The organism is Niallia sp. FSL K6-0212 (assembly GCF_038007605.1).
GTDB classification, from domain to species: Bacteria; Bacillota; Bacilli; order Bacillales; family Cytobacillaceae; genus Niallia; species Niallia circulans.
Genome location: NZ_JBBOXL010000001.1, coordinates 306,220 through 331,643, shown reverse-complemented (window position 1 = coordinate 331,643; position 25,424 = coordinate 306,220). Strand labels below are relative to the sequence as shown.

Genomic DNA, 25,424 nt, shown 5'->3' with positions numbered 1-25,424 from the left:
GAGAGACAAGTGAAGCATTTAAACGAGCAAGGTCTCTGTGCCCCAAAAGAAGAGAACAGAGAAAAAAGGTAAAGGAGGAGAGCTCTCTGTGCCCCAAAAAGAAAGAGGAATAGAGAAAAAGTAAAAGAGAAGAGTTCTCTGTGACTGAAATTCAAAAGAAAAAGTGCAAAAAGGTAACAGATACCCCTTCTCCTCGCTGTGCCACTGCTCGGTTACTGTATAGGAACTAGTATTTCACACAAATGATTTTCAATCATTTGTGAATTATATCTTTCTATAATTGGTTGTTGTCTTAATGATAGATTATGTCTTTCTATCTCAGAAATAATATTTCCCCAAAATTCACTGACTGCCTCTTTTGTATGGTCGAGCAAGAAAACAGCATATTTTCCACCGGGAAATTCACCAACTTGAGCTGGTTTTGCTACTTTAAAATTATTTTCTATCACAATACAAACATCATAACGGCATTCCTCCTTAGGTGTGATTTCTGGGTTATCTCGAGGTATGCCAAGAATAATAGAATTATCAAATAAGCCATTCGATTTTGCCCACTTTTTAAAGGATTCCATCAATTCTTTATTTTGTTTTTCTCCATACTCCCCAACATTTCGAAAATAAGCAATCCTTGATTTAGGTATTTCTTCAATAGTTATATTCATATTGTAACCTCCTTCTTAGATAAGGTAATTCGAATTAAAATGTTTTTCAAGTGAATTTTAAAAAAATTTTGACTTCATGATGGTTTTCTTCTCTCAAGAAGTAATTCACTAGATCTTTAAACAGATATCTTTGTGGAGAAGATTAATTCAAAAGAAGCAAAAAGAATAGAAATGGGATGATTTTTTGAAGTGCATTTCTGTTAATTAGCAAGAAGAGTTGTTCTATATAAGGAACGAATAGGAAATATTTAATGGGAGGCTGGATAACATTAACCTACGTAACAATTTTAAAATCACTAATGATGGTTTATCAAATTTGGCCATTGCGCGGAAGTTTAGGAGAATAAGAAGTTACTTATGTAAAAGTGTTTCCTGCTTGGAAAAGGAGAAGGAATAGCTGCGATGAATATTTATTTGTTTTCATTATTAAAGGGGGAAGTTATCCCCCTATTGATTGAAGCTTCCCTTTATTATGAATGAGAATTTGTTTGTTACCGATTAAGCTAAGAATTCCCTTGTCGACCAGCTTTGCAAGTTTTCGGCTAATTGTTTCTCTCGTAAGGCCAACATAGCTGGAGACTTCTTCTCTTGTGATAGGGAGGGTAATAAGAACAGTATTTTGATGTTCTGTCCCGAATTTCTCACAGAATTCTAAAAGCATATCGGCAATTCTCACTTCGGGATCTTTCGTTGCTAACGTTCTTGCTAGATCTTCTGTATGAGATAAGCGTTTGGTAATCGTTTTTAACAGTTTGAAAGAGATTTCAGGATTACTTAACATTATTTGATCAAAATCTTGTTTTTTTAATACACATATCTTTGTATCTTCTAAAGCATGGCAGCTTAAGTTCATAACCATGTCATCATGAAAAAGATTGCTCTCTCCAAAGAAATCACCAGTCGTTAATAAATGAACGATTTGTTCTTTTCCCTGAATAGTTAACTTAGATAGCTTGACTTTGCCACTATGAATAATATAAAGAGAGGTGGAAATATCTCCTTCCTCTATAATCATCTCACCTTTTTTAAATAGTTTATGATGAACAACATCTGTTATTTTTTTTATTTCTAAATCTGATAAAGAGTAAAATATAGGAACTCGTTTAGGACATGGGCTAACCATTTGTTGTTTCATTATTAACACCACCAGTCAATTTGTGTATTTTTTCACAATTAAAACGATGATTATCTAATTAAAATTATAACAATCTTTAATCTGTGATTTCAATCCTATTTTACTTTGTCCATATCTTCTATACTTTAGCTATTCTAATAAGGGAGAGTGTTCATATGAATGCCATTTTTACGGAAGAGACGAAAACAGGTGATATCATTATTAAGTTTCCAGCAGCAAGTAAACTATTTAAAGAATATAAAATTGATTTTTGCTGTGGGGGAAATCGGCCAATAGGAGAGGCAATTAAATCTTTACATTTAGAAGATAAGGATTTAGTAAAAGTACTCAATATTATGTATGAACAGATGCAGACAACCGAAGAAATTGACTGGATGAATAGGTCATTAACTGATTTAGTGAAGTATATTATCGATCATTACCATGCAAATACGAGAGATTTATTAGAAGAATTAGATGGATTTGTTAGTAAAGTCTATCGTGTGCATGGGGAGCGCGATTTACATTTGAAAGATATGTATACCCAGTTTTATTTATTAAAGGACGATTTAGAACAACACTTGCTTCGAGAAGAGCAGCGGATTTTTCCAAAAGTGATAGAATATGAGGCGAGTAAGGAAGTAGAAAGTCTTGAAAAGGCTCGTGCTGAAATCACAATATTAGAAAAGGAACATGAAGGTGCAGGGGAAATATTGAAGAAAATTCGCCAAGCTACGAATGATTATGAACTGCCGCTGCATGCATGTAATACGTACCGATTAACCTATTTAAAACTAGAAGAATTAGAGAGCTTAACATTTGATCATATTCATCTAGAGAATAATGTATTGTTTAGAAGATTATAAACGGTAATTCTTCTTCCTATCCTATATCCACATTGACGTATTGTGATAAATAATATGGTAAAATGTGTATGACTATAGGATGGGAAGGATGGAATGATTGTATGAAAATAGGTTGGATAGGATTAGGAAATATGGGGATTCCGATGGCTTTGAATTTAATCAAGGCTGGTTATGAATTAACGTTCTATAATCGTACACCCGATAAAGGAAAAGAATTAATTGCTGTTGGTGCCAAACAGGCTGAATCGTTAACAGAACTAGTCGATAACAGTAACCTCATTTTTACAATGGTTTCAGACGATAATGCTGTGAAAAGCATCTATCTTGAAAATGGAATCTTGTCACATGCAAAATCAGGAAAAGTATTTATTGATATGAGTACCGTTTCCCCACAAACGTCTCAATTCATTTATAATACTGCTTTAGAAAATGGAGTGAAGTTTCTTGATGCCCCAGTTTCAGGAAGTGTTCAACCGGCTAAGGAAGGAAATTTACTTGTTTTAGTTGGCGGCGAAGAAGAAGTTTACGAACAGGTGAAAGCTGTATTGGAGCCGATGAGCAAGCTTTCTATTTATCTTGGTCCATCTGGAGCCGGCAGTAATGCAAAACTTGCCATTAACTTATTATTGGGAATTACAGTACAAGGAATTGCCGAATCCGTTCTTTTTGCAGAAAAACAAGGAATAAAAAAAGAAGACATGTTAACTATTATTAATGAAAGTGCAGTCGGAACAGCAATTTCAAAAATGAAATCATCGTCTATTTTAAAGGATGATTTTCCGGCAGCATTTGCCCTTAAGCATATGGCAAAAGATTTACGACTAGCAAGTGAAACGGCAGAATTAAATGCGATTGGAGCATCAGCCTATAAAACATATCAATCCGCTCTTGAAAATGGATTAGGAGAATTCGATGTAATGGCTGTTTTAAAAGAGTTAAAAGGAGATGGATCAACATCGCTATAAGCGATGTTGAATTCTATCTCCTTTTTCATTTTTTATACAGATTTGCTAGTTGTGATACTTTCCAGGACGTTCATTGCCGCAATTACTTCATCTGCTCGATAGGAACCCATCAGCTGAAGCGATTCTTTTGGATTAACAGCATGTTCTGCAACCTTTTGTAGAGCTATTGCCTGATTATCTACAATATGTAAGTCTGCTAAATTGGTTGGAAAACCGAGCTGCTGATAATATGGCAACAATGCTTCGATTTCATCAATGCGGTTTTCTAAGGCAAGCTGGACTAATATGCCATAAGCCACCTTTTGTCCATGAAGGATGGTGTGTGTTTCTTCAACAAAGCTTAATCCGTTATGAATGGCATGAGATCCAGACATTCTCCCATATCTTCCGCCGAATCCTCCTACTGTTCCTGCTAAAGTAATAACGGCTTCTACCGTTTTAGTAAAGCTCGGTGTAACTTTTCCAGCTTCACTGCTTTGAACTGCTTTTATACTATCCTTTAATAAAATATCACGGATGAAAACAGATTGGCTTAATGCAGCTTGGACAAATAAAGAGTGAGCTCTTTCATCATTCGCATTTCGGATAATCGCTTCTGCTTCATACCATTTTGTTAAGGTATCACCAATTCCACTTTTCAAATAATCAATCGGGGTGTGAATTAAAAATGCTGGATCAACAACCGTTAAATAACTAGAGCGTCTATGATATGCTACTCTTTCAAATTCCCCATCTGGTGAATAAATGACACTTAATGGTGTGCTTGCAGCACATGTTCCAGCAACAGTTGGAATTAAAACAACTTCGATATTTAATTTGTCTGCAACTGCCTTGGCAGTATCTAATATAATGCCGCCTCCTATACCAATAATGACATCAGCTGCTCCACATGATGGGGCGAGCTCCTCTATCGCCTGTTGAGAACTATAGCCTGCGTGCTGAATAATTTTCCAGTGTTCAGGAATGGAAGCGACATATTTAGTATAGGCTTCAAATGATTTATTGCCAGTTATGATGGCAGGAGCTTGAAAGGGAGACAATAAACTGTCTAATTCCTTTAGAATTCCTTCTTTACAAATATATTGGTTCGGACCACTTCTAACGATGTCCTCTGGTTGAATTTGCATTGTTTTTCCTCCTTAGAGATAGCCTCTGTAAATAAATTATATTATTCTAAAAATTATACAACTTTCGGAAAGCGAAAAGTAGGTGTTTTTTCAAAAAAATCAAACATTTGGAGTGAGAAAAAAAGTAAGAGTGATAAATTTGCTATAGTAAAAGAAAAATACCTTATGGGGGGAAGCTTATGATTATTTGGATCAACGGAACATTTGGTGCAGGGAAGACAACAACTGCTTATGAGCTTGTGAAAAGATTAGAAAAAGCATTTGTATTTGATCCAGAAAGATTTGGATATGTCTTAATGAAAAATATTCCACCCGCTTTACAAAAGGATGATTTTCAAGATTTTCCTCTTTGGAGAGAGACAAACTATTCATTATTAAAACAAATCACTCGCGATTACGATGGAATCATTATAGTACCAATGACCATTACGAATGAAGCATATTTTCATGAAATTATCTCGCGATTAAAGAATGATCAGATTATAGTTAAACATGTTACACTGATGGCGTCAAAAGCTACGATCAAAAAACGATTACGAAGCAGATTAGAAGGAGAAGATTCTTGGGCATATAAGCAAGCTGAATCTCGATTAAAGCAGCTAGAACGATCATTATTTAGGGAGCATGTGGATACAAATGGTTTATGTATCGAGGAAGTCATCGAAAAAGTTGCGCAGGCTATTGGCTTAAATTTAAAAGAAGATAAAAGAAATCCATTTAGAAAAAGAACGGATAGATGATGGAATAAATTAAAGGAAATTAGCTTATTTAAGTAAAGAAATCAATGAATTTTGGTGATGAAATTGAAAGATATTATTTTTCGTTTATTAGACTTTATTAATAACAATAAAACAAAGGATACGAATTACTATATTGCCTTGACACTATTAAAAGATGTGCGTCATATTGCCAATATGAACATTACTGTTTTAGCAGAAGCTTGTTATACATCCCCTGCAGCGATTACAAGATTTTGTAAAAAAATAGGGTATGCTTCCTTTCAGGAATTTAAAGATATTGCCCAATTGGACAAGTTGGAAAATCCAGTGGAGGAATATATTGAAAGTGGCTTACAAGAAAATGAAGTAGGCGAGCAATTGCAAAGAGTGCTTTATCAAAAAATGGCAGGGTGGCTGCATACAATGGAAGCTAGGATAAATGTTGGTGATGTACGAAATATTTTAGAAATTATCTATGAAGCAAAGAAGGTTTCTTTCTTCGGAACACAATTATCTCAAGCGATGGCTCAAGATTTTCAATACCGATTAGTAAAGTCTGGGAAATTTGTTCATGCCTTTTCTGATATCCAAGAGCAAATGAAAGATATAGCAGAATTGGACGAACAATCTGTAGCCATTATCACAAGCCCTTCTGGCAGATTCATAGAAGGAAATACAGAGTTGATCCAACTTATTCAGAAAAGCAACGCCAAAATTATCGTTATTACCCATAATGAAAGCCTTCCTATTGTCAATAAAGCTAATCTTTTCTATAGACTTCATGGACAAACATATGATCGAACAGGCTTCTCCTCAGAACGTTTTGGACTTATGTACTTTTTTGATTTTGCAATAGCATTTTATCAAAAGTTATACCCAGCTGAAAAGAATCACAGAGAGTAATTGCACTTCTGTAAGTGGAAATTCGCATTCATACTATAATAATAGGGTAATTTCTTTGCTTTGACCTGTTATTACTAAATTGATACTATGAGTACGAGGTGACTTAATAATGAAAAATAGTTTTCAAGCAGTTGTAGTTGATAATAAAGATAGTAATTTTTCAGTGGAAACAAAGCATGTTAGCTTAGAGGATTTATCTGCTGGTGAAGTAGTCATAAAAGTTCATTATTCTGGCGTAAACTATAAAGATGGGCTTGCTGGTACTCCAGATGGAAAAATTGTTCGTTCGTATCCCCATATTCCAGGAATTGATATGGCAGGGATAGTTGTGTCTTCAGAAGACAGTCGCTTTAAAGAAGGAGACTCTGTTATTGCTACCAGCTATGAAATAGGTGTATCTCATTCTGGAGGTTATAGTGAATATGCTCGTATTCCTGCAGATTGGATTGTTCAGCTGCCAGAAGGATTAAGCTTGAAAGAAGCGATGATTATTGGAACAGCAGGCTTTACCGCAGCTCTTTCTATACAAAGATTGCAGGATAATGGTCTGAAGCCAGAGAATGGATCTGTATTGGTGACAGGTGCTACTGGTGGAGTTGGCAGCTTCGGTGTAGCGATGCTTTCCCAATTAGGGTTTAACGTTATTGCAAGCTCTGGAAAGAAAGAAGCAGAGGGCTATTTAACAAGCATTGGAGCATCCCATGTTATCGGAAGAGAAGACGTCTATAATGGCAAAGTAAAGGCACTGGATAAGCAAGAATGGGCAGGAGCAATTGATCCAGTCGGAGGTGAATCGTTGGCTGCAATTATTAGTAAAATAATCTATGGCGGTTCGGTCGCAGTAAGTGGCTTAACAGGTGGTGGAGCAGTGCCGACAAGTGTATTTCCATTCATACTTAGAGGAGTGAATCTACTTGGAATCGACTCTGTCTATTGCCCAATGGGAATTAGACAAAAGCTATGGGAACGTATTGCAACTGATTTGAAACCAAAAAACCTTTCTTCCTTTGTTTATAAAGAGGTATCTTTGCAGCAATTACCTGAAGAGTTACCCAAAATATTAGAAGGCGGCATAACAGGCAGAATGATTGTTGCTGTTGAATAAAAAAAAAGAGGCTGTTCTTATAGAATGGCCTTTTTTAATAAAAAAAGAAGGGATGAAACAAATTAGTATGCCCTATAAACCTCGGACAATTTCTCCAGAAATCCTCGTTTTACAATCCTTGAATCAACGGATGGACCTAGATTTAAATGAAAAACAGTACTTAGCTCATCTGAAAAAAGGCTAGGCAGGAGAAAAATTATTTGATTGCTTCACAGAGACTCTTTTAGGAGACAGCTAATTAATCAATGATTTACTACTGCAAATAAATAACACTACTTTTCAAATCGATTCCATTATTATTAACACTGATGAAATTCATCTTTTTGAAATAAAGAATTATGGAGGAGACTATTACTATCAAAATGATCGCATCTATACAATGAATCATAAAGAAATTAGTAACCCACTAAATAAAATAAGGAGGGATGAAACGTTATTTAAACAGTTGCTTCATAAGCATGGTTGGGAGAATAAAACAACTACTTCTTCTGTTGTTTTTAGTAATCCTGAGTTTACCTTAATAACAAGCTCCCCTATCTTTACCATTTATTTTTCCAACGCAGGTCCAGCGATATTTAAAAAGAATGAGTCATCCTTCCGAAAATCTGAACAAGTTTCAGCAACAATTGGCTGAAAAATTAGCAGCGCTGCACATCGACAAATCCCCATTTTCAAAATTACCAATCTATAAATATAAAGAATTGCAGAAAGGAGTCTTTAGCAAAATATGTCATTCATTTAAAGTGGTAGAAATAGGAATGAATGTCGTTTGTGAAGAAAGCTGAAAGGAAGAAACAGTCAAAACTGCGGTATTACGCAATGTAGAAGAACTGAAATTACTTTTTCTTAATGAAAAAATAATAACCCTCCTATTATATAATTGGTGTAGAATTATTTATTCCAAAAAAGAATAAGAAGAATATTAGCCAAAACATTATAAGTTAGCAGGAGTCAACCGTTGGAGCTATTTTGAGTAGTTTATAATTATGTTAATAATATGTAAACTGAAATAAAAGAAAAAAGAGCGCTCCTCTCTGTGCCCAAAAGCAAGAGACAAAAAGGGAACAGACCCAAGGTTTAACTAGAATATTGAATACCACAGGGAATTTTCAAAAAAGTAGATAGAATTTCTATATTTATTGGAAAAGTGCAGCGAAGTTAGTTTTTAAAAAAACAGCATGCCTGTATAATACAGATATTAGCTGTTTTTTTTATATTGTAATTATAGTGATGAATATAGAAGCATTAATGTAAACCTTATTTATCTATAAAAACAAGGAAAGAAAGGAGAGAGGACAATGGGAAAAAGCCTGATACAGCAGCAAATAGTAACTAGAGATGGTAAAGGTCTTTTTCTTTCAGGTGATGAGTCTGATACTATAGCTGTCTCCCCTAACGTGGAGGAAAGCTTCATCAAGAAATACCTAATTCCAATTAGTACTTATCATATGCCGAGTGAATTAAAGAAAAGCAGTGACAAAGAAATAGAGAATTATCCACCGCAATTTACTTTAATGCAGCCTGAAACGGGAGAATTGGTGATAGGGAAATCTAGTTTTGCGCCTGCTGAAAGCCCAAAACGAAAGAACCAGCTGTTTGTACATAATTATATTATTCCTCCAAGTAGAAAAGAGGAATGGATCCATAAACCTTCTCAAATTTTTCATATTGAACATTTTTATAGCTTGGAAGATATTGAGAACCTAGGAGAAGAACTAGAAGAAATAGAACATGTCTCATATACGAAAGAGAATATCTTTACCAAAAAGCAAGAGCTGTTTTATGTTTTACAGCTGGATGAAAAGAAGTTTAAAGAGTTATTATTTGCTTGTATTACGGCGGTTGCGGAAAAGAAAAGAGTGTATATTTCGTTTCAGGCCCCCTCTCATCAGCAGCATAAATATGCAATGTGGCTATTGGAATTATTATTTATATATATGCCCTATGAAACAAGAAGATTATTTGGTGCATCTACTTTTCATAACGAACCAGAAATGTTAGAAAATATCCATGTAATGTTTGTAGAGCAGGGATCCATTCGTCTCCGAAATAGAGCTGTGGAAAACCAATTTACTTTTGACTTAAGTCAGGATAAAAGAAATGTCTTAAGTTTTAAGGAAGAAGAACATGATTACCTTCACTTTGCTTTTGAAGCACTGGAAACTGCCACAGAGCTAGATGAATTTTTTGTTTACTGTGAACGGGCTTTGAAAGGATTGGATAAACAGAAGAAACTTGCTATTCAAACATACAATGACTTATTTCTTCTATTCTATATGGAAAAACTAGATTATTATTTTTATGATAACGATAAAGTAGCGACATTGAAAATGCTGTATACTTTTCTCCAAAAAAATCATCGAGAAAAGCTCGAGCTTGTGCATATTTTCAAACAAGTGCTTTATCGAGAAGAGCGGATGAAGGATGCTTCCATTGTTCCAGATTATCTAAGATTTGTTTTGGAAATCCAAAAGGTTGTTGAACATGTAGATGTTGTAGAATTTATAGTTAAAACAATTGCCTATTATGAAGGGGAAGATATCTGCCAATCACTATGGGGAATTCTCGAAAAATATCCAGAAACGTATCAGCAAGTTCTTTCTTATATGAGTGATATTTTTTCTTACACAGAGATTATTGAAGATTATCTAAAGCATGAATTCAGCTTTCAACATTCTTTAACAAAAGTATTAATTAATATCAAAAATCTATTGCATGTAAATTCTTCCTTTGAGCATAATGCAACATTCTTAAAAACAACCAAAAATAGACTAGTGTATGAAGTGAAAAAAAGCAGCCATCCTATGGCAATTGTCTTTGAAATAATCGTCTATTTTCAAAGATTTATTCCATTTGAATCATATAAGAGGTTGGTGCTGCCGGATGTAAAAGCACAGATTTTAGTACAATTACAGTTAGAAAAAGTAGAGCTTGCCGATGTTAAGCAGTTTGGAGAGATATTTTTACAAGACAAAGAAGAACGTAGTTTTGAGATAAAGGGTTGGGAAAAAGAGAAGTTTGAAGTATTAGAATTACTGTATACCTATTTCTACCTATCTCAGGAACAAACACAAAACGTTTTTCGTATGGCAAGTGAACCAATTAAAGCCAAAGCAAGCGATTTGGCCCAAGAGATTACGAAAGACAATGGTCTTTTTAAACCATATGAACGATTTCTCCTTCTGTTTCCAGGAGGAATGGAGGGGGTCGAACATCGTCAAGTCTTTTCGTATATAGCGATATATGGTTCCGAAGATGAAATGCTTGATTATATTGAATGGTCCTTGAAAAAATTTGGGACGAGTCCAAGGTTCAACTATGCCTTAAAAGATTACTTAATTACGGATCGTAATTCTATTTGGAAGAAGAAAGAACGGAAAAGAGAATTAGCTAGTATACGATCTCAATCTTTGAAAAAACTTCTAAAGGAAGTTCGTGAACAAACGGCGAATCCAGGTGTAAAGTTTTTTCGCAAATATGGAATTCTTATAATCGTTTTAATCATTCTTGGAGTTATAGGATATTTTTATGTGAATTAAGAGAAACGGAGCGTCTTTATTTAATAAGATGCTCCGTTTTTTATAGGAGTAAGCAAGTCGGATTATGTGGAATTATCGAAAATGTTTGTTATGATAGGGGAAAAACACTTATGAAAGGAGTATGAAAATGCAATATATTAATGGGGTATGGCGTCATTCCGTTTCAGGAAAAACTTATTCTGTCTATAACCCGGCAACTGGAGAGGTCATTGAAGAAGTGGCAAGAGGAGGAAAGGAGGACGGGCATTTAGCAATTGATGCAGCTCAAAATGCGCTGCCTTTATGGGCGAAAAAAACTGCAAAAGAACGTTCTATGTATTTAAAAACAGTAGCTGATAAGCTGCGCGAACAAATAGAAGATCTCGCAGCAATTATTACAACTGAAATGGGAAAGCCAGTTGCAGAGGCTAAGGGGGAAGTGAATTTAGCAGCAGATTATTTGGAATGGTATGCGGAAGAAGGAAAACGTATCTATGGTGATACGATTCCTGCAAGTTCAGAAACAAAGCGAATCATTGTGCTAAGACAGCCAGTAGGAGTAGTCGGAGCAATTACTCCATGGAATTTTCCAATCGCCATGCTTGCTAGAAAAATTGCTCCAGCGCTTGCTGCTGGATGTACAGTTGTCTTAAAGCCAGCGGAAGCCACTCCTTTAACAGCAATAGAAGTAATGAAGATTTTTCATGAAGTAGGACTGCCAAAAGGTGTGTTAAATTTAGTTCATGGTGATGCGGCTCCAATCGGAGATGCGATGATGGAAAGACAAGAAGTAAGAAAAATCACTTTTACAGGTTCAACAAAAGTAGGGAAAGAGCTTGCAGCAAAAGCATCTGCTACCATGAAGAAGATCTCGATGGAACTTGGGGGCCATGCTCCTTTTATCATTTTTGAGGATGCAGACTTAGAAAGAGCAGCTGAAGGCGTTATTGCAAGTAAGTTTCGCAATGCAGGACAGACATGTATATGCACGAATCGGATTTATGTTCAGAAAACAATTGCAGAACGCTTTTCCGATATTTTAGTAACAAAAATGAAAAATTTGGTTGTTGGAAATGGCTTGTATCCTGAAGTAACCATTGGGCCACTTATAAACGAAGCAGCTGTTGCCAAAACGGAAGAGCATATTCAAGATGCTATCCAAAAAGGCGCTAAAGTCATCTATGGAGGAAAAAAACCAGCTGGCGAAGAATATGACAATGGCCATTTCTATGAACCAACAGTTTTATTACATGCTACTCATGAGATGAAAATTGCGACGGAAGAAACATTTGGACCAGTAGCGCCAATTTTTGAATTTGAAACAGAGAAAGAAGCCTTACATTTTGCTAATGATACTTCCTATGGATTAGCAGCATATTTTTATACAAAAGACATCTCTCGTGTATTTAGAATGTCAGAAGGCCTTGAATATGGCATAATTGGGATCAATGATCCGGTACCAACCACTGAACAAGCACCATTTGGCGGAGTAAAAGAATCAGGAGTCGGCCGCGAAGGTGGAAAGTATGGATTAGAAGATTATTTAGAGTATAAATTTCTTTCATTGGAATTAGATCTCTAAACTTTTTATAAAAAATAGAGTTAGAATTTCTGACAAAATAGAAGAAAGTCGTACAAAGATATGATATGATCCAATAAACAGAATATTCTATATTTTATATAGGTAGATTTGTTTTGCTTGTGTGCTGCGAGCTTTTGATAGGTTATAGAATGGCTTATTCGTTCTGCTATCTTTAGTGGGGGTGATAATTATATTAGTTGATCAGCTACCAAGAACTCTCGGAGAATTGAAGCAAAGTATCATGAAGGAAAACAATCTTGTCAATCAATTGATTTTTAAGGTTGGGCTAACTGAACAGCAGATTAGTTTAATCGATAATAAAATTATCATTATTGCTAAGCATAAGCGTATTCCTGTACTGGAAATTATAGAAAGTTCAAGTGATAACCTTGCGGAGATTATTGATCGTCTATTAATTGATAAATACAAGGAAATGCTTTTACGCAATTTAGAAGAAAAACTGCATTTCAAGGTGCAGCTAATATTAAAGGATTATGATTCCATGAGAGAGATTAGTGGAACAATTATTATGTTAGACAAGAAAATTGAATCCTATTTGGCTGGTTAAATGAACTCTTTGGAAGAGAGCAGGAAAACCGTCAGAATTAGACTGAGATACAACACTCAGGAAATTCTGGCGGTTTTTTTTATTAAAAGTAATATTTTATGAAATGAGGGATTTTAGGGTGTATAAACTAGAAGTTCGCCATACGAATAAGATCTTTAAAAAAGAAGGAAAAGAAGTAGTAGCATTGAGGGATGCCAATTTAAAAATCCAAGAAGGCAAGTTTATCAGCTTAATTGGACCGAGTGGTTGTGGTAAATCAACGTTATTTAATATAATCGCAGGTCTAATGAAGCCTACTACTGGGGAGGTAATCATCGATGGTAAGAACATTGTTGGCAAGAATGGATATGTGGGCTATATGCTTCAAAAAGATTTGCTTCTACCTTGGAGAAGTATTTTGCAAAATGTCATATTAGGACTAGAAATAAAGGGTGTGAGTAAGAAAGAAGCTGTGGCAAGAGCTAAACCACTTCTTCAAAAATACGGATTAGGGGGATTTGAACATCATTATCCAGATGAATTATCTGGTGGAATGAGACAAAGAGCAGCATTATTACGCACCTTGTTATATGACCAAGATATTATTTTACTCGATGAGCCATTTGGTGCTTTAGATGCCCAGACACGATTATTGATGCAAACTTGGCTGTTAGATATTTGGGCTGATTTTAAGAAAACCATTTTGTTTGTAACCCATGATATTGATGAAGCTATCTATTTATCAGATGAAATTTATGTCTTATCCCCAAGACCAGGACGATTAAAGGAAAAGGTAGAAGTACCATTAGCAAGACCACGCAATCAAGAAACATTATTGCATCCGGATTTCATTGCTTTGAAAAAATATTTATTTGCACTATTAAAGGAAGAAGCAGCTTTAGAAAAATAAGATTCTAGAAAAGAGGAGGAACATAGATGAGAGACAATTCAGAGCAAATTATTTTGCCGCACAAGGTGAAAATGCAAGAGGTAGGTATATTGCCGATTATAGAGGATGAGGAATTAAAGGAAAGAAGGAAGAAGCGAATAACGCTAATTGGGCAAGTTTTAATTGGTATTCTTTTCTTTGTTTTATGGGAACTACTTACCAAGTGGAAAATAATCGATTCTTATTATTGGAGCAGCCCGACGATTATTTGGGAAACGGGTATTATTGCTTTTACAGAAGGAACTTTATGGAGCGATCTTCTATACACTTCAGGTGCTACTATAATCGGCTTTCTTTTTGGCACATTTTTTGGTGCGTTGCTTGGATTGTCCTTTTGGTGGTCCTATTTTTACTCCCGAATCACAGAACCATATTTAATTGCTTTTAACGCCATTCCTAAACTTGCATTAGCTCCGGTTTTAGTTATTCTTTTTGGGATTGGCTTCAGCTCAAAAGTTGTTCTGGCATTTATGATGACTGTGATTGTAACAGCTATTGCTGCACATAGTGGGGTGAAAAGTGTGGATGCTGATTTAGAAAAAATGCTTTTCTCCCTTGGCGCAAAAAAACATCATATTTTTGCAAAAGTCGTTATTCCCTCTGCTATGCCGTGGATTGTCAGCAGTTTGAAAATTAATATTGCCTTAGCCTTAGCGGGAACAATCGTAGGGGAATTTATTAGTTCGCGACAAGGGATTGGCAGAATGATTTTGTACGCAGGACAAATTATGAATATAAATTTAGTATGGGTAGGAGTTGTTGTTTTATCCATATTATCAGTGTTGATGTATATAGGCACTGTTTGGCTGGAAAAGCGCTTGTTAAAAGGAAAAAGACTGAGAGAGTAGAGTCTTAGCCAGTTTAGATAATGCAATAGGGGGAGAGTTTACATGAAAAAAAGTCGCTATTTTAAAATTGGTGTTTATTTAGTGCTTCTTATAATTATTTTTAGCGGGTGTTCCTCCGCAAACGGCACCAGTAGTAAAAAAGAGTCTGAGAATGGAACAAAGAAGCTTGTTATTGCCGAACCAGTACATTTAATTGGCTATCTGCCTTTATATGCAGCGATTCGGGAAGGCTTTTTTGAAGAAGAGGGACTAGAGGTTGAAATAATTACAGCAACAGGCGGTGCCCATGTTACTTCTGTAGTTAGTGGGGATGCATGGGGAAATATTGGTGGTCCAGAATCGAATCAAATGGCCAACACAGGAAATGCTGATCCTATTGTTTCTGTAGTAAATGTTGTAAACCGAGCCAATGTGTACTTAATGACGGATACAGAGCAAACAATAGCTAATACTAGTAAGGAGAAACTTGCTGATTATTTAAAAGGAAAAACCATAGCAGCAGGGCGCTTTGGCGGAAGTCCCAATTTATTAACACGGTGGTTATTAATGGATGTCGGATTAGATCCTGATAAAGATGTCAAACTAGAAGAACCAGCTGATGCAAGTGCTGTCGTTTCATTAGTTGAATCGGGTCAAGCTGATATAGCGAATGGCGCAGAACCACAGATTACCGAAGGAATAAATAAAGGAGTTTGGGCAGAACCGTTTTACAGCTTTGCCAGTCTTGGTGACTACCCATATTCGGTATTAAGCGTGAAAAAGTCAACAATAGAAGAAGAGCCAGAGACAGTAAAAAGCTTTGTCAGTGCGGTTATGAAAGGACTTAAGACGATTGATGAGGATCATGAGCTGGCGATGAAAATTTTAAAACAAGAATTCCCTTCGACTGCGGAGGAAAGCTTGCAGGCTTCGCTTGATCGGGCTTATGCAGATAGTCTTTGGAGTAAGGATGGCTTTATTTCCGAAGAGGCACTTGCAAAACCAATGGAAGTTGTCGAAAAAACTGGAGTTTATACAAATGGCTATCAATACGATAAGCTAATTGACATGCAATTTGTGGATGAGCTTTCTAAATAATATGGATCATTTTGATGGGAATGCAAAGGATACAGGAAGGTATAAATTTAACACGAAAGGATGAGGCTAATGAATCAATTAGAATGGAATCCCCAACATACTGCATTATTAATTGTTGATGTTCAAAATGATTATTGTCATAAAGAAGGAAGCTTAGCTCAGCAGGATTTAGATGTATCTATGGTAGATGAAATGATGCCAAATCTAAAAAGCATGATTGCTTCGATGAAAGACATAAATGTACCGATTATTTATATTCAAACGATTCATGAGGACAGCACAGATTCAGAAACGTGGGTTAAGCGACTAAAGGGAAAAAATCAGAAGGGGCTTTGCCGAAAGAATACATGGGGAGCAGAATTTTATCAATTGGAACCAGAGAAGAATGATGTTATCGTAATAAAACATAGATATAGTGCATTTATTAATACAAGATTGGATTCTGTTCTAAGAGCATTAAAAATTGAGACGCTGTTAATGGCTGGTGTTAGCACAAATATATGTGTGGAATCAACAGCAAGAGATGGTTTTATGCTGGATTACGATGTTATTTTCTTATCAGATTGTACGGCAGCCTTCTCGAAAGAGGCACATGATATGACCTTGCAAACCATCAACCAGTTCTTTGGTACAGTTGCCACCAGTAAAGAAGTAGTTAAATCTATTCATGCTCTGCAGTAAGATACGAATTAGTTTGATAGGAGGAAAGTGTGAGAAGCTTCTGATACTCTCATCCTCCTCTTTAGATTTCGCCGTAGTAGAGAGAATGCATATGTTCATCACCATAAAGGATGATTTAAATGACAAAAAACAAGCTAAGTTATTTAGAAGTAAGAAAAGGCGCATCAACCTCGAGTCAAAAATTCCAGTCCATACTTTTTTTGCTATCTGTTTGTACAGGGGCTTTTTTGTCCCACTTTTCTGCTGGATTTGTCAATATTGCCTTAACCGATATATCCATTGACTTTTCGGCAAAGCTTTCCGTTACCCAATGGATTGTCAATGGGTATCTATTGGCAATTATGTTGTTTTTACCTTTGATGGGGAAACTAGCAGATCAGTTTGGAAAGAAGCGTATACATAATCTTGGCTATCTTATTTTTGCAGTGGGAGCATGCGGATCCGCCCTGTCTTTCAATATTCCTATGTTAATTATTGCTAGAGTAATCCAAGGCGGTGGGGCAGCAATGCTTCAAGCAGTCAATATGGCAATTGTGACAGATGTTTATCCTGAGAAACATCGAGGCAAAGCTCTTGGGATTATCAGCACATCTGTGGGAATCGGAGCATTATTAGGTCCCTCTGTTGGTGGATTTTTTATCGAATCCTTTTCTTGGCATATCTTATTTTGGACCGTTGTTCCAATAAGTTTGGGAGCCTATTTTTTAGCACAAAGATTTGTGCCAATTGACCGCCATTTTGAAAATTCTAGCTTTGATTACAAAGGCAGCATCTATTTTGGAATCGGTATTGTTTCCTTTGTTTTTGTTCTTAACTCAATTGGTGAGGGAGCATTTAAGATCTATTTATTAGGGATTGCGTGTATGAGTGTTGCCTGCTTTCTTTTCTTTTTCTTTCATAGTAAGAAGGAGGAGCATCCGTTTATCCAGCCATCGATTTTCTCTTCACCGATTGTTAAAGCAGGTGGATTAATCTTAATGACAAGCTATTGTGCTGCATTTGCTTCAACGGTTATATTACCTTTTTATTTACGGGGAGTTGTAGGCTTTACTGCCGAGCAGTCAGGACTTTTATTAATGTGTTATCCATTGTTTCTTGCAGTACTAGGACCTATTAGTGGATCGTTAGCAGACAGATTTGGGGGAGAGAAAGTAGTCTTAGTTGGCTTAGGGCTTTTATGTATAACGATGCTTGGTCTGAGTTTCCTATCTCCTGGGACATCCTTACCTATATTAATTGCATTGCTTTGTTTATTGGGTTTTTCGATGGGGATTTTAACATCACCCAATTACAGCATTATGATGCTATATGTTCCCTTACAATTCTTAGGAATGATGAGCAGTACTATTGCCTTACTTCGAAATATTGGAATGGTAATCGGGACAGCGCTAGCTATTACTTTTATGAATATGTGGTTAGATGGAACGATTACGGATTGGATGAATGATACAAGACGTTCAGATTTTGAGGCAGTAATGTTAGGCTTTCATTATTTATTTCTGCTTTTATTCGCTCTTTTAGTATTGATTGCTATTTATTTCGTTTATTCTGTTCGAAGAAAGAAGAAGGAGGAGTGGGAGGAAGGATGAAAAATTAATATTTATAGGGAATAATTGGTGAAGTGAATGATGATTTTGGCTGAAAGTATCGAGAATTAGCCATAGTGCACTGGGAAATCAGAAAAACAGGAGGAAATCAGCCAACCGAGGCAAGAAATCAGCCAAAGTAGAAAAATATCAGCCAAGCGGGGCAGAAAATCAGCCAAAGTAAAGAAAAATCAGCCAACCGGGCTAGGAAATCAGCCAAAGTAAAGAAAAATCAGCCAACCGGGCTAGGAAATCAGCCAAAGTAGAAAAATATCAGCCAACCGCGCCAAGAAATCAGCCAAAGTAAAGAAAAATCAGCCAACCGGGGCAAGAAATCAGCCAAAGTAGAAAAATATCAGCCAACCGGGCTAGGAAATCAGCCAAAGTAAAGAAAAATCAGCCAACCGGGGCAAGAAATCAGCCAAAGTAGAAAAATATCAGCCAACCGCGCCAGGAAATCAGCCAAAGTAGAAAAAATCAGCCAACCGCGCCAAGAAATCAGCCAAACAACAAATTATTATTCATTCTCCTTAAAAAACACCCGAAAAGTAATTGTCACGCTAACTTTTCGGGTCCTCTTACTTCACATTTAGGTTTCACTATTAAACTGAGACACAATTTCCATTAATTCTTCTGCCATGCTGGATAAGGATTCAGCAGAAGCCTTAATTTCTTCCATCGATGCTAATTGTTCTTCTGTAGAAGCGGCAACTTCTTCTGTACTATTCCCATTTTCTTTAGCAAGAAGGGTAATTTCATTTGCAGCCCCAACCACATCTTTAATCTGTGTTGTGATTGCAGCAACTGTTTGGGCAACCTCATCTATTTCTGGAGCAACCTTTTGAGTATTGGACACAATGGTGGAGAAGGATTCAACTGTATTTGTTGAAATAGTTACCCCGTTCTTCGCTCGATCCATTGTCTCATTTAACATGGTGACTGCATCAGATGTATCCTGCTGAATTCCATGTAAAGATTGGGAAATATCTTGTGCGGAAGTTTGAGACTGCTCCGCTAATTTACGAACTTCATCGGCTACAACGGCAAAGCCTTTGCCGTTTTCTCCTGCTCTAGCCGCCTCAATAGCCGCATTTAAAGCTAATAAATTTGTTTGCTCGGCAATATTACTTATTAACTCAATCATTTTTCCTATTTCTTTTGATCGATCAGCTAAAGAAGAGATAATCGAATTGGAACGTTGTACAGAATCATAAATGAATTTCATTTGTGTTAAATTATCTTCGATTTGTTTTGTTCCCTTTTCTGCATAGGTAAATGCAGCTTGCGATAAGGAAGACACATGCAAAGAACGATCTTTAATCGCTTCTACTCCGGTTAAAATGGAATCTAAGGCAAGTGTATTGCCAGATATTTTAACAATTGCATGTTCATTACTAGCAGCAATTGCCTGAATAGAGGAAGCAATTGCTGCAGATGCATTGCTTGATTGCTCTGCACTTGCATTTAATTGCTCCGCAGATGCCGCTACCAGATTTGAGCTTTCTGTCATGTTAACAATCATTTTTGCTAAATTCTCTTTCATTTGTTCAAAAGCTTCATTTAGTTGATAAATTTCATCTTTTGATTTTATAGGAAATTTAGCTGTGTGTAAGTTCCCTTTTGCTACTTTTTGCATATTTGTTTTTAAATACTGAATTGGTTTCATAATAAGAGCTGATTGTAGGACCCCCATAACGACAGATATCATCGTGACTAACACACTAAAAATAATTACCAGCATCATTCTTTGTTCAGAATCTGTATGAGCTTTTTCAACTTCTGGATTCAAAATATCATGGCTCAGCCAAATATTAAAAGCTTCCGTTTGATCAGATAAGCTGTCAGACAATGTCGTAATCTCATCTAAAGCAGATCGAGAAGGATTATTACTATTCATCAATGCATTCGCCTTATGAGTAAGTTCTTTGTTTAAAGTCTGTATATCCTTTAATCGCTTTACTGTTTCTGCCTCAGTAGAGATTTCTATCCCACTGTTAACAAGCGTATCAATATTGGTGCTTGCGCCATTTACTCTATTTTTATAGGCATCGGTTTTATAAACAAAATAACCCCTTAAGTTTGAAATTTCTCTAGCTGTATTTGTCTGTATTTGTTCAGAAATAGAGCGTAATTCTGTGACGGTTTCAATTACATAATCATAAGTTTCTACTGTTTCTTTTGTACTTTTATAAGAATAATAGGACAGAAGCATAAATAAAATAGAAACAATCAGAAAACTTGCTAATAATTTATACTTAATGGAAATTTTCATACTGTTCGCCTTCCTTTTTAAATGTTAATAATTCTTATTTAGCAAAATTAAAAGATACCTTGAATATTATCGACGGAAACTTTCTTATTTTTAGTAAAAATGCAAAAGTCAGAATTGGAAGAAAAGAAGTAATTATTTGAATGGATGTTTTTAAGAATTCAATAAATAATCGTAGGAATGATTTAGGAAGAAGAGGGGTATACAGTAATATCAACTGACAGAGAGGTGTGTATCCATGGGTAATCCAGATATTACAATGTATTATTTCGAACAGAATAGATATATACCCAATCATCCGTATCTACCGGCTCTTCATTATAAAAGGGCAATGGAGAATAAGGAAGACGAAATGGAAAAGGTCTTTCAGCAAAATAATTGGAAAAATACCTGGTCAGGAGGAGTATTTTCCTATCATCATTATCACAGCAACACCCATGAAGTTCTGGGTGTAAAAACAGGCTCCGCTTTATTACAAATAGGTGGAGAAGGTGGATCCAAGCTTATAGTAAAGAGTGGTGATGTCTTATTGCTTCCTGCGGGAACTGGTCATAAGAAATTATCTGCCTCTCCAGAATTTGAAGTGATCGGTGCATACCCAAATGGAGAAGATTATAATATAAAAACAGATGTAGAGAAAGACTTAGACGGTGTACAGGAAGAGATCGAAAGTGCATTTTTTCCAGCTGCGGATCCAGTCTATGGAGAAGACGGTCCACTGTCAAAGATGTGGAGACAAAAATGATTTAGGTGGAAATTGATCTGGGAACTTTATTGACATAGGAATTAAGACCTGATTGGTGAGGAGGGTTCCACAAGAAGGGGTTTGAAAAAATCTTTACTTATATACATATTTTAGGTAATGTTAAGATATATGGTTAATTAATTTAAAGGTGGGAGAACAGCGACAATGGCTTATAAAGAAATCGTAGAAAAGTGGACAAGTTTTGCAGGACTAGAAGCGAACTTAAAAGCGCAACTAACAGAATTACAAACATCTGATAAGTTGCTGGAGGACAGTTTTTACAAACATTTAGAATTTGGTACAGGCGGTATGCGTGGAGAACTAGGACCTGGTATTAATCGCATGAATATTTATACTGTTCGTAAAGCAGCAGAAGGATTAGGGAAGTACATAGTAGAGCAAGGAGAAGAAGCGATGAAGCGCGGGGTAGCTGTAGCGTATGATTCTCGTCATCAATCTCCAGAATTTGCCCTAGAAGTTGCGAAAGTAGTAGGTAAGCTTGGAGTTAAATCCTATGTGTTTGAAGAGCTTCGTCCTACACCAGCATTATCTTTTGCTGTACGCTATTTAAATACATTTGCTGGAGTAGTGATTACCGCTAGTCACAACCCTCCTGAGTATAATGGCTTTAAAGCATACGGAGAAGACGGTGGACAACTTCCTCCTGAGGCTGCGGATATCATTATTAAATATGTAAATGAAGTAGAAGATGAGCTTACAATAGAAGTGTTAGATGAAAAAGAGTTATTAGAAAAAGGATTATTAACATATATTGGTGCAGAAGTAGATGCTGCCTATGTAGAACAACTAAAAACAATCCAATTAAATCGTTTGCCAGAAGCAAAAGATTTAAAAATTGTTTATACTCCATTACATGGTACTGGAAACAAGCCAGTCCGTGCTGGTTTAGAAGCGTTTGGATTTGAAAATGTAACAGTTGTGAAGGAACAAGAATTACCTGATGCTAACTTTTCTACCGTAAAATCACCAAATCCAGAAGAGCATGCTGCTTTTGAAATTGCGATTCGTTACGGCAAAGAAATCAATGCCGACGTTCTCCTTGCCACAGATCCAGATGCAGATAGACTAGGGGTTGCAGTGAAGGATGCAAGTGGCGAATACACAGTTCTTACAGGAAATCAATTAGGTGCATTAATGCTTGAATACTTATTGTCTGAGAAAAGGGCAAAGGGAACACTTCCAGAAAACGGTGTTGTCATTAAAACAATCGTTACCTCTGAAATTGGCCGTGTGATTGCAGAATCTTATGGCATTCCAACTATTGATACTTTGACAGGATTTAAGTTTATCGGAGAGAAAATTAAAGAGTTTGAACACACACATGAGCATACGTTCCTTTTCGGTTATGAAGAGAGCTATGGCTATTTAATCGGTGATTTCGTGCGCGATAAAGATGCTGTTCAATCTGCCATTTTTGCTGCAGAGGTTGCTGCTTATTATAAAGCAAAAGGTTTAACGCTATATGAAGGTTTACTAGAAATCTTTAAAAAGTATGGCTTCTATCAAGAAGGTTTAGAATCATTAACATTAAAAGGAAAAGATGGAGCAGAGCAAATTGCATATATTATGGATACTTTCCGTAAAGCTCCAATCAAAGAAGTTAAGGGCTTAAATGTTGTAGCAGTGGAAGACTATTTAACAAGTAAACGTTCAGAAGGTCTAACAGAAACATTGATTGATCTACCAAAGTCTAATGTAATTAAATATTATTTAGAAGATGGTTCATGGTTCTGTCTGCGTCCATCTGGAACAGAGCCAAAGGCGAAATTCTACTTTAGTGTAAATAGTTCTTCTTTAGAAGACAGCACAAGTAAGCTAGAAGCACTGAAGCTAGGCGTAATGGAGCAAGTGAATGCAGTAATCGACGGATATAATAAATAATCTACCAAAACTCCTTCAAGATTGTTTGGGAAAAGCGAAGTGATATTCCTTTTCTAGACATTCCTGAAGGAGTTTTTTTATTAATAAAATAAAAAAGGCAAAACTTAAAATTTGAACGCTATTTCTGCTCCGAAGTTTAAAAATCGCTTAGGCGAAATCTTCGTTTTCTTTATAGATATACGCTCAAAACTTGAATTTTCGACATTTTGCCTTTGCTCTAATTTATAGTATGATTTTACTAATTTAAGAGAGAAGGGGGGGAGAAGATGATCAATCAAGTTACTTTAGTAGGAAGGCTAACGAAAGATCCAGAACTGCGAGTAACGCAAGAAGGAACTTCCATTGTTCATGTGACTGTTGCAATAAATAGAAACTACAAGAATCAAGCTGGTGATTACGATGCTGATTTTGTGCAATGTACCTTTTGGAATAAGGTAGCGGAAAATACAGCCCAGTATTGTCATAAAGGCTCTCTGGTTGGAGTCGTTGGCCGAATACAAACAAGAAACTATGAAAATCAGGATCGGAAAAAGGTCTATGTAACAGAAGTTATTGCCGAATCCGTACGTTTCTTGGATCCTAGAAAACTAGAACAAACCATTCCTTAAAGGAGGAAAACAAGGTGAATAATGTACCAGATTTAATGGTTACATTAATTAAAATGCAGGCCAAGACTAATGAAAAATTAGAACAATGTAATGTAAGAATAAAACAGCTAGAACATATTATTCAGATGGAAACTATCTCTCGTACTTCCCCAACATCTTAAGGCTTTCACTCTATACACTTACTCACGCCAAAATTATCTTTCCGTTTCAAAGCTCTTTCTTTGAAACATCCATCCTTTATTAGAAAAAATCAATACACACTTCGCTTTTATTCCCCATTATTTAGTGTCCAATGTGACACTTTTTTTTTTGCGGGTGACATAAAAGAGAAAAAATACCTTAATAGATTCGCTATTAAGGTTGAAACGCTATCATATTTTAAAATATTCTAAAAATTTATTCGTTGCTATTTTCTAGTATTGTTAACACTGCACGGACTTCTTCTTGCGTTAAGCCCTGCTTTTTTGCCTCCGAGATAAGCGATAACCATTCACTGTCTAAATTTCTTTCAGTTTGAATTTCGGTGGGAAACAAATTAATCATGATAATTAACCTCCTTATAGAATATAAGGTGGCCCAGCCATCATAGTAAAAAAATCTACCTTAGACCTGAAGCTTTGCGTCCCACCCTTTCAGATGGTTTGCCTTTATCTGTTAATTGTACAGTAAAATTTTATCACTATTATGCAAAAGTTAAAAACATTTTCATATGAAAACTTTCGACATATTCCAACATCGGCATAGTAAATATTTCTTAAAAAAGGAAAAATAGTAAATATTGTAAATTGTACAGTATAGAATGAGAGAGGTATTACTAGCATGAATTGTTTCTAGTAGACAATTTTTATATAATAGAAAAGGGCTTTTTTAAAAAATTTCTCATTAGGGGATACAAAATGGATAAGAAATGGCTAGGAAATTTAAAAGTAAATGTTATAAGCTCAAAAGAAGCTATTACGTATATAAAGGAAAAACTAGACAAAAGAAAAGCAACGGATGTTTTTTTTCTAAATGATCATGGATATAATATTGCGCAAAAGGATGCAGAATATCGTGATATGCTGAATAATGCTGATTTATTGTTAAATGACGGAATTGGTATTGAAATGGGTGCTAAGCTTTTTGGCTTCTCTTTTAAGGAAAATTTAAATGGGACAGATTTTATTCCGGCTTTATTTGAGTCATTAAATGAAGAGAAGCATAACCAATCATTTCGAGTGTTTCTTTTGGGAGCTAAACCTGGTGTCGCACAAAAGGCTCAAGAGCGGCTGCAGCAAACATATCAGAATATTTTATTTGTAGGGAACCAGGATGGTTATTTCCCGAAAGAGAATACGGAAAATATAATTAGTCAGATTAATGAGAGTAAAGCAGATATCCTTTTAGTAGGATTTGGGATGCCGTTACAGGAACAATGGATTAATGAATATCGTTCAAAGCTAAAGTGTACGATTACGATGGCAGTAGGTGCTTTTATTGATTTTTCTTCCGGTGAAGTGACAAGAGCTCCTAAAATCTTTCGCGATCTCCGTCTTGAGTGGTTATATCGAATGGGAAAAGAACCCAGAAGATTATGGAAACGCAATGTCGTTGGGCATGTCTCCTTTTTCTATTCTATTTATAAGCAAAGAAAAACAAGCTGAAAATACCA

Annotated in this window: 24 protein-coding genes and 1 riboswitch; of the genes, 19 read left to right on the top strand and 5 right to left on the bottom strand. The window is 35.8% G+C overall.

Translation table 11 applies throughout. The features are described from left to right. Positions 1 to 212: 212 nt before the first annotated feature. Positions 213 to 662, bottom strand: a complete 450-nt coding sequence (locus MHH96_RS01515; protein WP_061798035.1) for an AraC family transcriptional regulator — start codon at positions 660 to 662, stop codon at positions 213 to 215. 439 nt (positions 663 to 1,101) lie between these two features. After that, positions 1,102 to 1,797 (bottom strand): Crp/Fnr family transcriptional regulator, encoded by a 696-nt coding sequence (locus tag MHH96_RS01510; RefSeq protein ID WP_061798030.1) that lies wholly within the window; start codon positions 1,795 to 1,797, stop codon positions 1,102 to 1,104. A 155-nt stretch (positions 1,798 to 1,952) separates the two neighbouring features. Between MHH96_RS01510 and ric the strand changes: the two genes are divergently transcribed. Together ric and MHH96_RS01500 are read left to right on the top strand one after the other, a co-directional pair. Next, a complete protein-coding gene (ric, locus tag MHH96_RS01505; RefSeq protein ID WP_047943641.1) occupies positions 1,953 to 2,642 on the top strand; it encodes an iron-sulfur cluster repair di-iron protein in 690 nt (229 codons plus the stop codon). A gap of 101 nt (positions 2,643 to 2,743) precedes the next feature. Then, positions 2,744 to 3,607, top strand: a complete 864-nt coding sequence (locus MHH96_RS01500) for an NAD(P)-dependent oxidoreductase (RefSeq protein WP_047943681.1) — start codon at positions 2,744 to 2,746, stop codon at positions 3,605 to 3,607. A gap of 32 nt (positions 3,608 to 3,639) precedes the next feature. Here MHH96_RS01500 and MHH96_RS01495 read toward each other — a convergent pair whose 3' ends face one another. Continuing rightward, the gene (locus MHH96_RS01495) at positions 3,640 to 4,728 is read right to left on the bottom strand and encodes an iron-containing alcohol dehydrogenase family protein (protein WP_047943682.1); all 1,089 of its coding nucleotides are present in this window, start codon (positions 4,726 to 4,728) and stop codon (positions 3,640 to 3,642) included. 185 nt (positions 4,729 to 4,913) lie between these two features. On the opposite strand from MHH96_RS01495, the gene MHH96_RS01490 reads away from it, so the two are divergent. From MHH96_RS01490 to MHH96_RS01435, 12 genes are all read left to right on the top strand, one after another. Next, entirely contained in the window at positions 4,914 to 5,474 is a 561-nt protein-coding gene (locus MHH96_RS01490; protein WP_328282761.1) for an AAA family ATPase, read from the top strand. Positions 5,475 to 5,537: 63 nt separating this feature from the next. Continuing rightward, positions 5,538 to 6,356: a MurR/RpiR family transcriptional regulator gene (locus tag MHH96_RS01485; RefSeq protein WP_176474113.1), complete on the top strand. Its 819-nt coding sequence runs from the start codon at positions 5,538 to 5,540 to the stop codon at positions 6,354 to 6,356. Between the two features lie 109 nt (positions 6,357 to 6,465). Then, entirely contained in the window at positions 6,466 to 7,461 is a 996-nt protein-coding gene (locus MHH96_RS01480; RefSeq protein ID WP_328282762.1) for an acrylyl-CoA reductase family protein, read from the top strand. Positions 7,462 to 7,702: 241 nt separating this feature from the next. Beyond that, the gene (locus MHH96_RS01475) at positions 7,703 to 8,095 is read left to right on the top strand and encodes a nuclease-related domain-containing protein (RefSeq protein WP_082138392.1); all 393 of its coding nucleotides are present in this window, start codon (positions 7,703 to 7,705) and stop codon (positions 8,093 to 8,095) included. A 664-nt stretch (positions 8,096 to 8,759) separates the two neighbouring features. Next, positions 8,760 to 11,000, top strand: coding sequence for a GAP1-N2 domain-containing protein (locus MHH96_RS01470; protein WP_341116471.1), 2,241 nt, complete (start codon positions 8,760 to 8,762; stop codon positions 10,998 to 11,000). 127 nt (positions 11,001 to 11,127) lie between these two features. Next, positions 11,128 to 12,561: an NAD-dependent succinate-semialdehyde dehydrogenase gene (locus MHH96_RS01465; RefSeq protein ID WP_082138393.1), complete on the top strand. Its 1,434-nt coding sequence runs from the start codon at positions 11,128 to 11,130 to the stop codon at positions 12,559 to 12,561. Between the two features lie 241 nt (positions 12,562 to 12,802). Then, positions 12,803 to 13,129 (top strand): Na-translocating system protein MpsC family protein, encoded by a 327-nt coding sequence (locus MHH96_RS01460; RefSeq protein WP_047943648.1) that lies wholly within the window; start codon positions 12,803 to 12,805, stop codon positions 13,127 to 13,129. A 118-nt stretch (positions 13,130 to 13,247) separates the two neighbouring features. Beyond that, positions 13,248 to 14,018 (top strand): ABC transporter ATP-binding protein, encoded by a 771-nt coding sequence (locus tag MHH96_RS01455; RefSeq protein ID WP_412759302.1) that lies wholly within the window; start codon positions 13,248 to 13,250, stop codon positions 14,016 to 14,018. A 71-nt stretch (positions 14,019 to 14,089) separates the two neighbouring features. Further along, entirely contained in the window at positions 14,090 to 14,905 is an 816-nt protein-coding gene (locus MHH96_RS01450) for an ABC transporter permease (RefSeq protein WP_047943683.1), read from the top strand. A gap of 42 nt (positions 14,906 to 14,947) precedes the next feature. Beyond that, positions 14,948 to 15,982, top strand: coding sequence for an ABC transporter substrate-binding protein (locus MHH96_RS01445; protein WP_047943650.1), 1,035 nt, complete (start codon positions 14,948 to 14,950; stop codon positions 15,980 to 15,982). Positions 15,983 to 16,051: 69 nt separating this feature from the next. Continuing rightward, positions 16,052 to 16,663: a cysteine hydrolase family protein gene (locus tag MHH96_RS01440; RefSeq protein WP_053215751.1), complete on the top strand. Its 612-nt coding sequence runs from the start codon at positions 16,052 to 16,054 to the stop codon at positions 16,661 to 16,663. Positions 16,664 to 16,782: 119 nt separating this feature from the next. Beyond that, positions 16,783 to 18,252, top strand: a complete 1,470-nt coding sequence (locus MHH96_RS01435; RefSeq protein ID WP_047943652.1) for an MFS transporter — start codon at positions 16,783 to 16,785, stop codon at positions 18,250 to 18,252. A gap of 586 nt (positions 18,253 to 18,838) precedes the next feature. On the opposite strand, the gene MHH96_RS01430 is transcribed toward MHH96_RS01435, so the two are convergent. Next, complete coding sequence (locus tag MHH96_RS01430) at positions 18,839 to 20,521, bottom strand: methyl-accepting chemotaxis protein (protein WP_047943653.1); 1,683 nt, start codon at positions 20,519 to 20,521, stop codon at positions 18,839 to 18,841. A gap of 235 nt (positions 20,522 to 20,756) precedes the next feature. On the opposite strand from MHH96_RS01430, the gene MHH96_RS01425 reads away from it, so the two are divergent. From MHH96_RS01425 to MHH96_RS01410, 4 genes are all read left to right on the top strand, one after another. Beyond that, positions 20,757 to 21,263: a cupin domain-containing protein gene (locus MHH96_RS01425; protein ID WP_047943654.1), complete on the top strand. Its 507-nt coding sequence runs from the start codon at positions 20,757 to 20,759 to the stop codon at positions 21,261 to 21,263. Positions 21,264 to 21,428: 165 nt separating this feature from the next. After that, positions 21,429 to 23,165 carry a phospho-sugar mutase gene (locus MHH96_RS01420; protein ID WP_144544688.1) on the top strand — a complete coding sequence of 579 codons (1,737 nt, stop codon included), beginning with the start codon at positions 21,429 to 21,431 and terminating at the stop codon, positions 23,163 to 23,165. Positions 23,166 to 23,431: 266 nt separating this feature from the next. Beyond that, a complete protein-coding gene (locus MHH96_RS01415) occupies positions 23,432 to 23,773 on the top strand; it encodes a single-stranded DNA-binding protein (protein ID WP_047943656.1) in 342 nt (113 codons plus the stop codon). A 14-nt stretch (positions 23,774 to 23,787) separates the two neighbouring features. After that, a complete protein-coding gene (locus MHH96_RS01410) occupies positions 23,788 to 23,934 on the top strand; it encodes a hypothetical protein (protein ID WP_163186436.1) in 147 nt (48 codons plus the stop codon). A gap of 235 nt (positions 23,935 to 24,169) precedes the next feature. Here the strand turns inward: MHH96_RS01410 and MHH96_RS01405 are convergent, their stop codons facing one another. Then, complete coding sequence (locus tag MHH96_RS01405; RefSeq protein WP_095258455.1) at positions 24,170 to 24,316, bottom strand: anti-repressor SinI family protein; 147 nt, start codon at positions 24,314 to 24,316, stop codon at positions 24,170 to 24,172. A 24-nt stretch (positions 24,317 to 24,340) separates the two neighbouring features. After that, positions 24,341 to 24,429, bottom strand: a riboswitch (cyclic di-GMP riboswitch). Between the two features lie 240 nt (positions 24,430 to 24,669). On the opposite strand from MHH96_RS01405, the gene MHH96_RS01400 reads away from it, so the two are divergent. After that, positions 24,670 to 25,416, top strand: a complete 747-nt coding sequence (locus MHH96_RS01400; RefSeq protein ID WP_095258457.1) for a WecB/TagA/CpsF family glycosyltransferase — start codon at positions 24,670 to 24,672, stop codon at positions 25,414 to 25,416. Positions 25,417 to 25,424 lie beyond the last annotated feature (8 nt).

Excerpts from the sequence above, each read along its gene's own strand:
- MHH96_RS01515 (WP_061798035.1), bottom strand. The coding sequence starts at position 662 with ATGAATATAACTATTGAAGAAATACCTAAATCAAGGATTGCTTATTTT.
- MHH96_RS01510 (WP_061798030.1), bottom strand. The coding sequence starts at position 1,797 with ATGAAACAACAAATGGTTAGCCCATGTCCTAAACGAGTTCCTATATTT.
- ric (WP_047943641.1), top strand. The coding sequence starts at position 1,953 with ATGAATGCCATTTTTACGGAAGAGACGAAAACAGGTGATATCATTATT.
- MHH96_RS01500 (WP_047943681.1), top strand. The coding sequence starts at position 2,744 with ATGAAAATAGGTTGGATAGGATTAGGAAATATGGGGATTCCGATGGCT.
- MHH96_RS01490 (WP_328282761.1), top strand. The coding sequence starts at position 4,914 with ATGATTATTTGGATCAACGGAACATTTGGTGCAGGGAAGACAACAACT.
- MHH96_RS01480 (WP_328282762.1), top strand. The coding sequence starts at position 6,466 with ATGAAAAATAGTTTTCAAGCAGTTGTAGTTGATAATAAAGATAGTAAT.
- MHH96_RS01470 (WP_341116471.1), top strand. The coding sequence starts at position 8,760 with ATGGGAAAAAGCCTGATACAGCAGCAAATAGTAACTAGAGATGGTAAA.
- MHH96_RS01465 (WP_082138393.1), top strand. The coding sequence starts at position 11,128 with ATGCAATATATTAATGGGGTATGGCGTCATTCCGTTTCAGGAAAAACT.
- MHH96_RS01460 (WP_047943648.1), top strand. The coding sequence starts at position 12,803 with ATGAAGGAAAACAATCTTGTCAATCAATTGATTTTTAAGGTTGGGCTA.
- MHH96_RS01450 (WP_047943683.1), top strand. The coding sequence starts at position 14,090 with ATGCAAGAGGTAGGTATATTGCCGATTATAGAGGATGAGGAATTAAAG.
- MHH96_RS01445 (WP_047943650.1), top strand. The coding sequence starts at position 14,948 with ATGAAAAAAAGTCGCTATTTTAAAATTGGTGTTTATTTAGTGCTTCTT.
- MHH96_RS01440 (WP_053215751.1), top strand. The coding sequence starts at position 16,052 with ATGAATCAATTAGAATGGAATCCCCAACATACTGCATTATTAATTGTT.
- MHH96_RS01435 (WP_047943652.1), top strand. The coding sequence starts at position 16,783 with ATGACAAAAAACAAGCTAAGTTATTTAGAAGTAAGAAAAGGCGCATCA.
- MHH96_RS01430 (WP_047943653.1), bottom strand. The coding sequence starts at position 20,521 with ATGAAAATTTCCATTAAGTATAAATTATTAGCAAGTTTTCTGATTGTT.
- MHH96_RS01425 (WP_047943654.1), top strand. The coding sequence starts at position 20,757 with ATGGGTAATCCAGATATTACAATGTATTATTTCGAACAGAATAGATAT.
- MHH96_RS01420 (WP_144544688.1), top strand. The coding sequence starts at position 21,429 with ATGGCTTATAAAGAAATCGTAGAAAAGTGGACAAGTTTTGCAGGACTA.
- MHH96_RS01415 (WP_047943656.1), top strand. The coding sequence starts at position 23,432 with ATGATCAATCAAGTTACTTTAGTAGGAAGGCTAACGAAAGATCCAGAA.
- MHH96_RS01405 (WP_095258455.1), bottom strand. The coding sequence starts at position 24,316 with ATGATTAATTTGTTTCCCACCGAAATTCAAACTGAAAGAAATTTAGAC.
- MHH96_RS01400 (WP_095258457.1), top strand. The coding sequence starts at position 24,670 with ATGGATAAGAAATGGCTAGGAAATTTAAAAGTAAATGTTATAAGCTCA.